The organism is Plantactinospora sp. GCM10030261 (assembly GCF_042666615.1).
Lineage (GTDB): Bacteria > Actinomycetota > Actinomycetes > Mycobacteriales > Micromonosporaceae > KBS50.
In genome coordinates this window covers 161,205-174,321 of the sequence record NZ_JBHTDD010000002.1, presented here as the reverse complement: position 1 = coordinate 174,321, position 13,117 = coordinate 161,205, and the positions used below count along the sequence as shown (strand labels likewise).

Annotated in this window: 11 protein-coding genes and 2 pseudogenes; 11 read left to right on the top strand and 2 right to left on the bottom strand. The window is 72.9% G+C overall.

The annotated features are described in order from the left end of the window. Nucleotides 1–7 precede the first annotated feature (7 nt). Nucleotides 8–1,336, bottom strand: coding sequence for a BtrH N-terminal domain-containing protein (locus tag ACFQUZ_RS04295; RefSeq protein ID WP_377437786.1), 1,329 nt, complete (start codon nt 1,334–1,336; stop codon nt 8–10). Nucleotides 1,337–1,608: 272 nt separating this feature from the next. On the opposite strand from ACFQUZ_RS04295, the gene ACFQUZ_RS04290 reads away from it, so the two are divergent. From ACFQUZ_RS04290 to ACFQUZ_RS04265, 6 genes and pseudogenes are all read left to right on the top strand, one after another. Beyond that, entirely contained in the window at nt 1,609–2,010 is a 402-nt protein-coding gene (locus ACFQUZ_RS04290) for a helix-turn-helix domain-containing protein (RefSeq protein ID WP_377437783.1), read from the top strand. Between the two features lie 635 nt (nt 2,011–2,645). Then, nucleotides 2,646–4,397, top strand: coding sequence for an ATP-binding protein (locus ACFQUZ_RS04285; RefSeq protein WP_377438137.1), 1,752 nt, complete (start codon nt 2,646–2,648; stop codon nt 4,395–4,397). Nucleotides 4,398–4,400: 3 nt separating this feature from the next. Then, nucleotides 4,401–5,273, top strand: a pseudogene (locus tag ACFQUZ_RS04280) (exonuclease SbcCD subunit D); the annotation flags it as partial. Between the two features lie 141 nt (nt 5,274–5,414). Further along, a pseudogene (locus ACFQUZ_RS04275) lies at nt 5,415–5,678 on the top strand (exonuclease sbcCD subunit D); the annotation flags it as partial. Beyond that, a complete protein-coding gene (locus ACFQUZ_RS04270) occupies nt 5,678–8,149 on the top strand; it encodes an AAA family ATPase (protein ID WP_377437781.1) in 2,472 nt (823 codons plus the stop codon). The pseudogene ACFQUZ_RS04275 and the gene ACFQUZ_RS04270, both read left to right, overlap by 1 nt. A 2-nt stretch (nt 8,150–8,151) precedes the next feature. Continuing rightward, the gene (locus ACFQUZ_RS04265; protein WP_377437779.1) at nt 8,152–9,114 is read left to right on the top strand and encodes a hypothetical protein; all 963 of its coding nucleotides are present in this window, start codon (nt 8,152–8,154) and stop codon (nt 9,112–9,114) included. On the opposite strand, the gene ACFQUZ_RS04260 is transcribed toward ACFQUZ_RS04265, so the two are convergent. Next, nucleotides 9,089–9,373, bottom strand: coding sequence for an aminopeptidase (locus ACFQUZ_RS04260; protein WP_377437776.1), 285 nt, complete (start codon nt 9,371–9,373; stop codon nt 9,089–9,091). The two genes, ACFQUZ_RS04265 and ACFQUZ_RS04260, sit on opposite strands and share 26 nt — an antisense overlap. 186 nt (nt 9,374–9,559) lie before the next feature. Here ACFQUZ_RS04260 and ACFQUZ_RS04255 point away from each other — a divergent pair, with 186 nt between their 5' ends. The 5 genes from ACFQUZ_RS04255 (at nt 9,560) to ACFQUZ_RS04235 (ending at nt 12,911) form a co-directional block, all read left to right on the top strand. Further along, nucleotides 9,560–10,009, top strand: coding sequence for a hypothetical protein (locus tag ACFQUZ_RS04255; RefSeq protein ID WP_377437773.1), 450 nt, complete (start codon nt 9,560–9,562; stop codon nt 10,007–10,009). Then, entirely contained in the window at nt 9,991–10,425 is a 435-nt protein-coding gene (locus ACFQUZ_RS04250; protein ID WP_377437771.1) for a type II toxin-antitoxin system VapC family toxin, read from the top strand. The genes ACFQUZ_RS04255 and ACFQUZ_RS04250 overlap by 19 nt, the downstream gene beginning before the upstream one ends. Further along, nucleotides 10,425–11,282, top strand: a complete 858-nt coding sequence (locus ACFQUZ_RS04245) for a spermidine synthase (protein ID WP_377437769.1) — start codon at nt 10,425–10,427, stop codon at nt 11,280–11,282. Before ACFQUZ_RS04250 ends, ACFQUZ_RS04245 begins: the two co-directional genes overlap by 1 nt. A 163-nt stretch (nt 11,283–11,445) precedes the next feature. Further along, the gene (locus ACFQUZ_RS04240; protein WP_377437768.1) at nt 11,446–12,126 is read left to right on the top strand and encodes a sigma-70 family RNA polymerase sigma factor; all 681 of its coding nucleotides are present in this window, start codon (nt 11,446–11,448) and stop codon (nt 12,124–12,126) included. After that, the gene (locus ACFQUZ_RS04235; protein ID WP_377437766.1) at nt 12,123–12,911 is read left to right on the top strand and encodes an anti-sigma factor family protein; all 789 of its coding nucleotides are present in this window, start codon (nt 12,123–12,125) and stop codon (nt 12,909–12,911) included. Before ACFQUZ_RS04240 ends, ACFQUZ_RS04235 begins: the two co-directional genes overlap by 4 nt. Nucleotides 12,912–13,117 lie beyond the last annotated feature (206 nt).

The window sequence follows — 13,117 nt, the reverse complement described above, 5'->3', positions numbered from 1 at the left end:
GCCCAAGCTAGAGGTCGAGGGCGGCGTGCAGTCCGCGTACGGCCGCCGCCTCCAGGTGGTAGACCTCGCGCAGCCGTTCGCCGGTGGCCGCGAACAGCTCGCCCAGGGCGGCGGCATCCAGCGGCGGCGACTCGTCGCACCGCGCCCGCAGCGCCCACAGCCGCTCGGCCGCCGACGCCGCCTCGGCGGCGCCCGCGTCACCGTCCGCGACGACGCCGCCGTTGACCTCGGCGGTCAGCTCGCGCAGCCGGGCGAACTCCGGCACGGCGGTCGGGCAGGCCGCCTCGGCCACCTCGTGCCAGCCGCGCGCCGCCACCGCGAACGCGCCGGCCACGTCGCCGAGCGCCGGGGCGTCGAGCAGCCCGGCGGCCTCGGTGAGGAAGTCGGCGTACAGGCGGCGCAGGTTGCCGCCGGTGATGCCGGCCGGCTCGATTCCCTCCCAGGTCGACAGCAACGCGCCGGCCACGCCCCGCCCGTCGGCGAAGACCCGCGGCCAACCCTTGGCGTTGCGCTTGTCGGTCATCATCCGGGACCACTTGCGCCAGGCCGGCAGCGAGAACGACTCCGAGGTCTGCCGCAGGTGGTCGGCGCATTCGGCCAGGCCGGCCAGCAGCGCCGCGCGCAGGTCCGCGTCGGACAGTTCCCGGTCCGCGCCGGGTCGCGGCACGAGCAGCAGATTCCGGTACGACACGACGCGCGCCCGGGCCACGTCCAGCGCCTGCCGGGACACCGTCAGCGGGGCCAGGTTGCGGTCGTCGAGGCGTACCCGGTCGCCGTCGGTGGCGTACGCGAGCACCGGGTGCCCGCCGTGCCCGTCCAGGTGCGGCGGCAGGTGCCAATAGCCGGCCAGGTACCGGTCCGGCCAGATGATCGCCGGCTCGCCCGCGTCGAGCGCCGTCGACAACTGGGTCGCCGCGCGGGCGGTGCCCGAGGTGGCCTGCTCGTCGAACGGCACGCCGAGCCGGTGCAGCGCCTGACGCACCCAGCGACCGGTGTACTGCCAGCCGTTGCGGAAGCCGAGCACCAGCGCCCGGGTGTCGTGCCTGGCGAACTCCCACAGGATGTAGCCGGCGCCGAGACCGCCGCCGAGACCGAAGACCAGCGCCTCGCTGGGCGGCGCGCCGGTCGCCGCCAGCCGCAGCCCGTGGTGGGCCGCCACGTTGGCCACGACGGCCGAGTCGGGGTGCGCACCGCCGCGCAACGGATAGCCGGCGTCGGGGGTCGGGGCCTCGCCCGGGTCCCGACCGAGGACGTGCCGGCGGGCGGTGGAATAGCGCTCGCCGGTGGCCGCCATCCGGGCCCGGATCCGGTCCTTGAGCTGCTTCTTGCTGGTCATCGTTGGCTCCTGCCGCCGACGCGGCGGCACCCCACGCGTCGACGCCGCGCCAGCCGGCCAGGACGGAACGGACCGGTGCGCGATCCCTGAGGCTCGTTCGTCCCCTTCGCCTCCGCGTCGCCGGGCGGCGTGGGCACCCGGTCAGGAGGTACGGCGTAAGGACCCGCCGGGTCGAGAGCTTACCGGCTCCCCCGGCCACATATCCAGCAGGCACCAGCCCCGGACATCACCGTCGGCGTATCGTTTATGGTACGTTCCCGCGGGAGGCAGTGATGAGCAGTGGCTTTCAGGACGACCTGAACGACGACTTGACCGATCCGGATTTTCTCCGGAGCTTCGTCACCGAGTCCGTCCGCATCGCGACGGTCGACGCCATCATCAACGCGCTCGACGACGCTCGGACCGCCTCCGGTCTATCGAAGGCGGACGTGGCGCGGGCGATCGGAGCCGAGCCGGCCACCGTCCGTCGCCTGTTCTCGGCCGGCAACGTCAACCCCACCCTCGGGACACTGGCGGCGGTTGCTGCCGCACTCGGTCTGCACATCTCCGTACGGCCGATGTCGGCGGCCGAGCGCGAGGCGATCACGGAACCGCTACGCACCGGACGGCCGCCCGTCCGACGCGTCAGACCCGACGGCGACATTACCCGGAAGCGCCAGCGCCCTGCCGCATAGCTACTGCTCACCGCAACGACCGCGGATTGCGCTTCTGATACTCGGAGCCCAACTGCCTGACAGCCGCGTAGTCCGACGTTGTCAGCGTTGAGCGGAACGGCTTACTCATACCCGAGACCACCACGAGCAATGGACGGGTTCTGCCCGCCGCCTCGTGGTCGAGCAGGCAGTACAACCGATAGTGATGCCGTCCCCTGCCGCCACCGGGCTTGGGCCCGTCAAGTCGGACCTCGAACCAACCAGCCATGTCGCCATGCATGGCCTGCCAGTAGCCGCCGCCGGCGAACCTGTGGGGCGGGGCAGCAGCCACAGCGGTCAACACCGCCGCGAACTTGGCTCGAACACCGGACGGACAGGAACGAAGAAAGTCTCGACCAGGCACACTCTCGTCCGGGTCATCCTGAGGATGTCGAGCGAAGTACACCACGTCAAAAGGCTCCGACCCGAAAGGCACGGACGCCGATGGTAGTGGACATGAACTATTCGCGTTCGCCATGACACGGAGCGTTGCGCCGCGACGCGCGTCCTCAGGTTTTCGGTGACGCCCCGCCGCGTCGTTTGGCGCCGGGTCGTCCGGGTGGGGCAGGATGCAACAGGTGTACCAAGACCATGAGCGGACCGGGACCCCGACCGAGGTGACCGACCGGCAGCCCGAGGGCGCGGCGGTCGGCCGGGTCCTGGGCACCGCCGACGCCACCCCGCTGCAGTTCTGGACGGCTGTCGCCCCCGGCAGCTACCTGCAACTCGACGACGTGGTGGTGACCCGGCGCGACGTCCCCGACCGGGAACCGGTGACCATCGCCGGGGTGGTGACCCAGGTCCGGGCCCGACACGAGGGTGCCCAGTTCGACTCGGACGTGTTCGCCATCGCCGACGGCACGCTGCCGGCCATGGTGCAGGAGGCCGCCGAGATCACCACCACCCGGGTCGATCCTGAGCTGTACGTCCCGCCGTCGCCCGGCGCCGTGGTGCATCGCGCCGAGGGCGACGCGCGGGCGCGGGCGTTGCACTTCGACCGGATGGAGCGCCGGGTGCCGATGGGCACCGGACGCGACGGCGTACCGGTCTACCTGAACGCGGACTTCCTCGACGGCACCCGCGGCGCGCACGTCTCCATCTCCGGCATCTCCGGAGTGGCCACCAAGACCAGCTTCGCCACGTTCCTGCTCTACTCGGTGTTCCGCTCCGGCATGCTGGGCGGCGACGCGGTGAACGCCAAGGCGCTCATCTTCAACGTCAAGGGCGAGGACCTGCTCTTCCTCGACCATCCCAACAACCGGCTGGACGATCCGACCCGGGCGGCGTACGCCCAGCTCGGCCTGGCCGCCGGCGCGTTCCCCGACGTCCGGGTGTACGCCCCGCCCCGCGCCGGGGACTCGTCCGGCACGCCGGACGTGACGAGCCGGCTGTCCGGAGTGGACAGCTTCTACTGGACGCTCACCGAGTTCTGCGCCGACCGGCTGCTGCCGTACGTCTTCGCCGATGCCGACGACGAGCGCCAGCAGTACACGATGGTGGTGCACTCGGTCGCGGCGCATCTCGCCCGGTACGCGCAGCCGGCCGACGGCGGGGTGAGCGTCGACGGCACCCGGCTGCACTCGTACCCGGATCTGGTGGACCACATCGTGGCGCAACTCTCCGACGACGAGACCCGGGCGGACTGGGCCGGCAGCGCCGTCGGCATCGGCACGGTGAACGCGTTCGCCCGCCGGCTGATCAACAGCAAGCGGGACCTGGCCCGGTTGATCCGGGGCGACCTGGCCACCCGCCGGCCGCACGCCATCAACACCGCGGCCAGCGCCCAGGTCACCGTGGTCGACCTGCACAACCTGCCGGACCGGGCGCAGCGGTTCGTGGTCGGCGTGACGCTCAAGACCGAGTTCGACCGCAAGGAGAAGGCCGGCACGGCCAAGCCGCTGCTTTTCGTGGTGCTGGACGAGCTGAACAAGTACGCCCCCCGCGAGGGCTCCTCCCCGATCAAGGAGGTGCTACTGGACATCGCCGAGCGGGGTCGCTCGCTCGGGGTGATCCTGATCGGCGCGCAGCAGACCGCGAGCGAGGTGGAGCGGCGGATCGTGACCAACTCGGCGATCAAGGTGGTGGGCCGGCTGGACCCGGCCGAGGCGGGCCGGCCCGAATACGGCTTCCTGCCACCCGCCCAGCGGCAGCGGGCGCTGCTGGCCAAGCCGGGCACCATGTTCGTCAACCAGCCCGACATTCCGGTGCCGCTGTGCCTGGAGTTCCCGTTCCCGGCCTGGGCCACCCGGGTCGGTGAGGCGGGGGCGGCGCCGTCCGAGACACTGCGGTCGATCACCCAGTCCGCCGACCCGTTCGCCGTCGTGGGTTCACGCTCCGGCGGGCTCGCCGACGACGACATCCCGTTCTAGACCATGAAGATCCTGCACACCTCCGACTGGCACGTCGGGAAGGTCCTCAAGGGACGCGTCCGGACCGAGGAGCACGTCGCCGTGCTCGCCGAGGTGGTCCAGGCTGCCCGGGCGGAACGGCCCGACCTGGTCATCGTGGCCGGCGACCTGTACGACACGGCGGCCCCCACTCCGGACGCCACCCGGCTGGTCACCCGGGCGTTGTCGGCGCTGCGCGCGACCGGCGCCGACGTGGTGGTGATCGGCGGCAACCACGACAATGGACCCGCCCTGGACGCGCTGCGCCCGTGGGCCGAGGCCGCCGGCATCACCCTGCGCGGCAGCGTCCGGGACAACGCCGCCGACCATGTCATCGACGGCCGCACCACTGGTGGGGAGGCGTGGCGGCTGGTCGCCCTGCCCTTCCTGTCCCAGCGGTACGCCATCCGCGCCGTGGAGATGTACGAGCTGACCGCGGCGGAGGCCACCCAGACCTACGCCGACCACATGGGCCGGCTGCTCGGCCGGCTCACCGAGGGCTTCGACGCGCCCGACCGGGTGCACCTGGTCACCGCGCACCTCACGGTGGTCGGCGCGCACGCCGGCGGCGGCGAGCGGGAGGCGCACACCGTGCTCGGGTACGCGGTGCCGGCGACGGTCTTCCCGACCAGCGCCCACTATGTGGCACTCGGCCACCTGCACCGGTCCCAGCAGGTGATCGCACCGTGCCCGGTCCGGTACAGCGGCAGCCCGCTCGCGGTGGACTTCGGCGAGGAGGAGAACCGGCCGTCGGTGACGGTGGTGGAGGTGACCGCCCAGACCGCCGCGAAGGTCCGCGAGGTGCCGATCACGGTGGCTGCCCGGCTGCGGACCGTCCGCGGGACGCTTGCCGACCTGACGGCGTACGCCGAACGCGTCCGCCCGGCCGGTAACGAGACCGGTCCAGGCGGGAACGAATCCGGTCCGGCCGGGAACGAGGCCGGACTCGCCGCGGGCGGGACCCACCGAGGCGACGGCGCCGGGAGCGGCGCGGACCGGCCGGCGGAGTGGCTGCGGGTGTACGTCCGGGAGGCACCCCGGGCCGGACTGCGCGAGGAGGTCCAGGACCTGCTGCCGAACGCCCTGGAGGTACGGATCGACCCCGACATGGTGCCCCGGCCCGGCACCGGCACCCGGACCGCCCAGCGCGCCGACCGGTCCCCGCGTCAACTGTTCGCCGACTATCTGGACAGCCGGGGTCAGGACGCCGAGGACGGGGTCCGGGAGCTGTTCGACGAGCTGCACGAGGAGGTCGAGAAGTAGTGCGCCCGCTGCGGCTGGACCTCGCCGGATTCACCGTCTTCCGGGACGAGACGACAATCGACTTCACCGACGCGGACTTCTTCGCCCTCGTCGGGCCCACCGGGTCGGGCAAGTCCACGGTGCTCGACGCGATCTGCTTCGCCCTCTACGGCCAGGTGCCCCGCTGGGGCGGCAGCCGGGGCATCGGCAACGCGCTGGCCCCCTCGGCGACCGAGGCACGGGTCCGGTTGGTATTCGAATCGGCCGGCGCCAGGTACGTCGCGACCCGGGTCGTCCGGCGGGACTCCCGGGGCAACGTCAAGACCGGCAACGCCGGACTGCAACTCATGCCCGCCGGCTTCGACGTCACCAAGCTGGACACCGGAATGAGTCCGGACGACCTGGGCGAGGTGCTCGCCGGCACGCCGGGTGAGATGGAGCCGGCCGTGCTGGAGGCGGTGGGGCTGCCGTACGACCAGTTCACCAGCTGTGTGCTGCTGCCGCAGGGCCAGTTCGCCGACTTTCTGCACGCAAAGCCGGCCACCCGGCAGCAGATCCTGGTCAATCTGCTCGGGCTCGGTGTCTACGAGGAGATCCAGAAGCTGGCCACCACCCGGGCGACGCAGGCCGACGCCCAGCTCGCCGCCGTGGACCAGGTGCTCGCCGGGTTGACCGGGGCCGACGACGACGCGGTGGCCGAGGCGACGGAGGCGGTGGCGGCGCGCCGGACGCTGGCCGAGGCGGTCGCCGGCCACGTACCGGACCTGGAGAGCGCCCGGTCGGCGGTGTCGGCGGCCGAGGCGGAGCTGGTGACCCTCGACGCCGACCTGGCCGAACTGGGACGGGTCCGGGCGCCGGCCGATGTGGGGGAGCTGGCCCGCACGGTGGCCGACGCGCGTGACCGGGCCGCCGCAGCGACGGCCGCGGTGACCCGGGCCGAGGAACGCGAGGAGAAGCTGCGCGGCGAACTCGCCGGCGCCGGGGACGAGAGTGCCCTGCGCCTGCTGCTGCGCGCCCACGAGGACCGCGCCAAGCTGGCCGCCGACCTGGACGCGGCCGGGGAGGTGGTGGCGGCGGCCCGCGCGGCGCACGCGAGCGCGACCACCGACCTCGCCGCCGCGAAGACGACCGCCGACCAGGCGGCGGCGGAGTTGGAGGCGGCGTTCCGGGCGCACGACGAGGCGAAGGCGGCCGACCAGGCGGCCGCGCTGCGCGCCCAGCTGAGCCGCGGCGCGCCCTGCCCGGTGTGCGAGCAGCCGGTGACGACGGTGCCGCCGGTTCCGGCCGAGTCGGCGGTGGCGGTCGCGAAGGCGGCCGGGCAGCGGGCGCGCGCCGCTACCCAGGCGGCCCAGCGCGTGTTGGAGCAACGCGACGCCGAGGCGCGCCGAACCGAGCAGACGCTGACCCGCGGTCAGGCGCGGCAGGACCAGCTCCGCACCCGGCTGGCCGAGCTGGACGGTCAGCTGTCCGGTGCTGCCGACCCGGCCACCCTGCGTCGCGACCTCGACACCCTCGCCGAGCTGCGCCGCGACCTGGAGGCCGCCGGCGGGGCGGTCCGCCGGGCCCGCGAGGAGGCCCGCCGGGTCCGCGCCGAGGTGGACGACGCCGAGGAGCGGGTACGCGCCGCGTGGCGCCGGTTCGACGAGGTCCGGGACGGCTTGGCGCGGTTCGCTCCCCCAGCCGCCGACCGGGACGACCTCGGTGCGGCGTGGACCGGGTTGTGCGACTGGGCCGGGACGGCGGCGCAGCGGCGACGCGCCGCCCGGACCGCCGCGGCCGAGTCGGTCAAATCGGCACACCGGGCTGTTGCCGCGGCCCGGGACCGCATCGACACGCTGTTCGTCGAGGCCGGACTCGCCGCCGGCGACGACCCGCTGCGGTCGGCGGCGGTGGCCGTGGAACGGGCCGAGGCGGACCTGCGCCGGGTGACCGAGCGTCGGGACCAGGCTCGGGAGCTGGCCGACCAGCGGCAGGAGCACGAACGGTCCGGACGGGTGGCCCGGTCGCTCGCCGGCCACCTGCGGGCCAACAACTTCGAGCGGTGGTTGCTCACCGAGGCGCTGGATCTGCTTGTCGACGGGGCCTCGGAGATTCTGCGGGACCTGTCCGGCGGCCAGTACGACCTGGTTCACGACAAGGGTGAGTTCTTCGTGGTCGACCAGCACGACGCCGGGCTGCGGCGCGGGGTGCGGACGCTCTCCGGCGGTGAGACCTTCCAGGCGTCGCTGGCCCTGGCGTTGGCCCTCTCCGAACAGCTCGCCGGCCTCTCCACCACCTCCGCGAGCCTGGAGTCGATCGTACTGGACGAGGGGTTCGGGACGCTCGACGCGGCCAGCCTGGACACCGTGGCGGCCACTCTGGAAAATCTGGCGGCGCGCGGTGACCGGATGGTCGGCCTGGTCACCCACGTGCCGGCGTTGGCGGAGCGGGTGCCGGTGCGGTACGAGGTGCGTAAGGACGCCCGCACCGCGCGGGTCGAGCGGGTGGGCTGAGCATGGCCGCCGCCGGAACCCGGTACTTCGTCGACGCCTGGGACCCGGCGTACGGTGCCGCGTTGGAGGCCCCGACGGGTCCGGCCGCGCCCAGCAGCGCCCAGGTCGACCCGGACGTCGAGGTGCCGGCCGCGGCGTGGGGACCGCGCACCGCGCCGCCGGGGATGCGCGCTCCGGACGTGGTCCTGCTTGTCGACGGGGTACGCCGGATCGACGCCGGGCTGTGGACCCGGGAGGACGACGGCGCCTCGTACGCGGGTCTGGCCGCCTCGTACGCCGCCGGGGTGGTCCGTTGCGACCTGCGCCGTGGGGTGGCCGAACTGGCCGGCGCGCGGGTGGAGCGGGGGCTGTTCACCGCCAGCCCGTCGGCCGCCGACCTGGTGGCCGGGCAGGTCCGGTACACGGTGCACCGGGTGCGTGGCACCGGCGAGCCGAACAAGCTGCCGGCCGCGGTGCAGGGGCCGCTGACCGCGCTGGAGGTGGCGGTCTCCGGCGCGGTCCGGGATGACGACGACGATCTGCTCGTGGTGGACGGTCCGCTGCGCAACCGGCGACAGTTGCCGCGCACCATCGGGTACGTCAAGACCCAGCACAGCCAGTACCTGGACGCCCGGCTGCAAGCGGTGGTCACCGGGCTTCAACCGGGCGAGCGGTCCCCGGTCTTCGGCCTCGGCACCGCGTGGGGCGGCTGGTCGTGGTATCTCCGGCTGCCCGGCACGACGGGCGCGCCGTGGGCCGGCATCGTCCGGGTGGAGTGCTCCCCCGATCTGCCGGCGCAGGCCGCGATCGAGCTGGCCGACCGGTCGCTGGTGACGCTGCCCCGGTTCGCCGCCACGCCGTACAAGGATCCGCGCGCGCCGCAGAACCTGATCCCGATCGCCGGGCTGGAACGGCGGCTGCGCGGATTGCTCGGTGACGCGCGGTTGCTGCACCGCGCGCTCACCCTGGCGGCGGCCCGCCGCTGACCGTGCCGGGACGCCGAGGCCGGTGCCGGGATGCCGCGGCCGGCCGGGTCAGACCGGAAGCACCCACTCGTCCACCAAGGCTGCGCGCCCCCTCGTCGGTGTCGAGCTGGGCGCGCACCGGGTCCGCACCCGCGGTGGCCGTCAGGTCGGTGATCCGTCCCCCGGCGACGGTCAGTACCAGTCCCTCGACCGGCTGGACGTTGACGCCGACGCGCACCACCAGGTCAGCGAATCGCTCAACGAGCTGGGGATCAGGCATTCGGGCAAGTACCCGTCCCCCTCCCTCCCCCACGTCTGCGTCGATCTAGGGCAGATGGTCGTGAATAGAGACCGATTCATGACCATCTGCCCTAGATCGGCGGGGTGGGGCGGGGCGCGTACGCGTCCATTCCAACACGCCGCTATCCCGCTTGGCCTCCGTTGCTACCGACGGTAGCATGACCGCGTGAGTGCCGAACCCGTCCCGCCGCGCGCCTCGTCAAGGGAGGGCGCGGAGACCCCGCTCCAGGAACACACTGATCAGACGGCCGAGGCCGCCCGCGCCCTGATGCCCGATGTGTTGAGCGCCGTCCGCGATCTGGGTAAGGCATCGCCCGAGTTTCGAGCCGAAGTGGCTCGGATCCTCGCCAGCAGCGCGGCAGATGACGAGGGCCCGCGACTTCGTCTGGTGGGCAGGGCGCGCAAGGTGAGCGTGTCGATGCCCGAGGATCTGACCGCCGCGGTGCAGCGGCGGGTGGGACGCGGCGAATTCAGCCAGTACGTGGCGGAAGCCGTGGCGAGGCAACTGGAGTTGGACCTCCTCGGAGAGTTGGCGACGCTCCTGGCGGCGGAGCACGGCCCGGTGTCGGACGAGGCGCTGACCGAGGCGAGAAGGTCATGGCCCGACGCGGAGTAGCTGCCGGCGGCACGCTGGTCCTCGACAGCGAGGGGCTGGTCAGGCTCAGCAGGGGTGACCAGCGGGTTCGCGCCTTCCTGGAGGTCACACGTGAACGAGGCGGCAAGGTCGTCGTCAACGCCGTGACGCTGACAGAGGTGCTCCGGGGAGGATCGCGAGACGCGCCGGTGCATCGGGTGCTGTCCCGAATAACGGTGCAACCGGTGCGGCCGGAACTCGGCAGGCGCGCTGGCGAACTTCTCGGGGCGACAGGACTCTCCGGCCACCGCTGCGCCGTCGACGCGTTGGTGGCGGTGACCGCTCTGGAGCTTCCCCGTCCGGTGGTTCTGTTGACAGGCGACCCGGACGACATGAGCCGACTCGTGGAGGAACCGGACCGGCCCAAGGATCAGCGGATAGCCGTGGTTCACGTCTGATGGGGCGCCGGCGCTCGACCGATCGGATCGTCGCCGAGGTGGCCGGCGGCCGGGCCGAACTGGTGCCCGACCCGGATCGGCCGCGGGCGTACACCCTGCTCGTCGACGGAACGCCGCAGTCGCACGTCGACCTGACCGACCCCACCCACCTGGAGTTCGAGTACGTCCGCCGGATGGCCGCGGCGATCGACCTGATCGCGCCCACCGGGGCGCCGCTGCGGGTGCTACACCTCGGCGGCGGCGCGCTGACCCTGCCCCGGTACGTGGCGGTCACCCGGCCCGGCTCGGCCCAGCGGGCGGTGGAACTGGACGGCGCGCTTGTCGACCTGGTCCGGCGCAGCCTCCCGTGGCCGGCGAGCCACCGGCTGCGGGTACGGGTCGGTGACGCCCGCGAGATGTTGGCCGGGCACCGCGACGACGCGTACGACCTGGTGGTGTCGGACGTCTACGCCGGCGCCCGGACCCCGGCGCACCTGACCAGCGTGGAGTTCGCCGGTGAGGTGGCCCGCGTGTTGCGCCCGGCCGGGTGGTATCTGGTCAACGTCGCCGACGGTCCACCGCTGCGGCACGCCCGCGGCCAGGTCGCCACGGTGCGGGCCGTGCTGCCGCGCGCGTGCCTGGTGGCCGACGCGGCGGTGCTGCGGGGCCGGCGGTACGGCAATCTGATGCTGCTCGCCGGGCTGCGGGAACCGCCGGTCGCCGGCCTGACCCGCCGGGCGGCGGGCGACTGGTTTCCAGGACGGGTGCTGGCCGGCGACGAGTTGGACCGGTTCGTCGCGGGCGCCCGGGTGGTACGCGACGCGACCGCTCAGCCGTCGCCGTTACCGCCCGCGGGGATGTTCGGCGTGGATCGATAGACCGGTCGCTTCCCGGGGGCTGGACATACCGGTCGTTCGCCGCCCGACCGGACGTCGCCGGAAACCTTCCGGGGTCGCGTTGATCCGGCCGGCCCCCACTTCCGTATCAGGTGGTGGCGCCCCGAGGGCGGTGGTCGCCGAACCGAACGACCGGAGGGGCTGGATGCATGCGCTAGCGGGCGGCTGGCAGGGTCAGATCGGCATCTTCGCCACCGCTGAACGTCGGCCGATTCAACGGTGGGGGGCTGTCGACGGTCACGGCTCGAACGGGAATGATGACCGGGTGATCCCCCGACCGGCCACCGGCCGACACCACGCGGCACCCGCCGAGGTCACGCATTCCGAGAAGCTGATCCGCAGGCTCTACGAGGAGCACGCCGGCCCGTTGCTCTCCTTCGTTCTCCGCCTCACCGGCGGCGACCGGCAACGCGCCGAGGACATCGTCCAGGAGACGTTGCTGCGGGCGTGGCGCAATGCGCATCGGCTCGGCGCGCAGGGTCAGACCTCGCTACGACCATGGCTGGTGACCGTCGCCAGGCGCATCGCCATCGACGACCACCGCAGCGAACAGGCTCGCCCCACCGAGACGTACGACCGGGACCTGGAGGCGTTCGCCGAAGCCGACGACACCGAACGGGTCCTTCGGACGATGACGGTGGCGGACGCGCTGCGCGCGTTGAGCCAGCCACACCGGGAGATCCTGGTCGCCACCTACTTCCGTGGGCGCACGGTTCCGGAGGCGGCGCAGGAACTGGGGTTGCCGCTGGGCACTGCCAAGTCGCGGGTCTACTACGCGCTGCGCGCGCTGCGTGCCGCGCTGCAGGAGCGGGGGGTGACAGAATGAGCCGCGCTGACCACTTCGATGTGGCCGCGTACGCCCTCGGCGTACTCGACCCGGGCGACATCGACCGGTTCGAGGAACATCTGGCCAGTTGCTGGGTCTGCGCGGCTGACCTGGAAGCGATGATGCCGGTCGTGGACCTTCTGTCCGACGTGGACGGAAGTACGATCCCCACGGCCGACAACGCGCCGGCCGACAACGTCGCGCTGGACCGGATGCTCGCCACCGCGGCGCGGGATCACCGGCGGTCCCGGCGGCACCAGGTGTTCGCGCTGGCCGCCGGCTTCGTGCTGCTGGCGCTGGCCACCGGCGGGGCGCTTGTCGTCGGACGGCAGTCGGCGCCAGACACGTCGATCGCGGCGCCACCGTCCGCCAGCGCGAGCGCGGCTCCGGCCCCCACCGAGACCTGGGTCAACGGTCAGCCGGGTCCCGGGTTCGGCGGCCCGGATCTGCGGGGCGGCGAGAAACTCACCGCGACCGACGACACCACCGGCGTGCGGGCCGACCTGATCCTCGCGTCGAAGCCCTTCGGCACGCAGCTCTCGTTCGCGCTGAGCCAGTTGCCCGGCCCGCGGAACTGCCGTCTCGTGGTGCTGCGCCGCAGCGGCTCGGCCGAGGTGGTGTCCACCTGGACGGTGCCGGTGAGCGGTTATGGCACGGGCGAGGAGCGGATGCCGTTGATGCTGCAGGCGGCCACTGCGGTCCCGCGCGAGGACATCGACCGGGTCCAGGTCCAGTCGATCGACGAAAAGGGTGTCGCCACGCCGCTGGTGACCGTTCCACTGTAGATCCGCATCGAGGCGCCGCGGCGGTCGTGCACACCGGCTGCCGCGGTGTTCGCGTGTCCGTGCCCGGAAGGTGTGCGTTTTCGTGTCCTTCCCAACACGTGCCGTGTCCGGCATCGCGGCTTGTATGGATACGTGCCCGACGTCCGTTCGGTTCACCGAAAGGGCTGTGAGTTTGTCCACTGTCGATTACTCATCCGCCGGTCAGG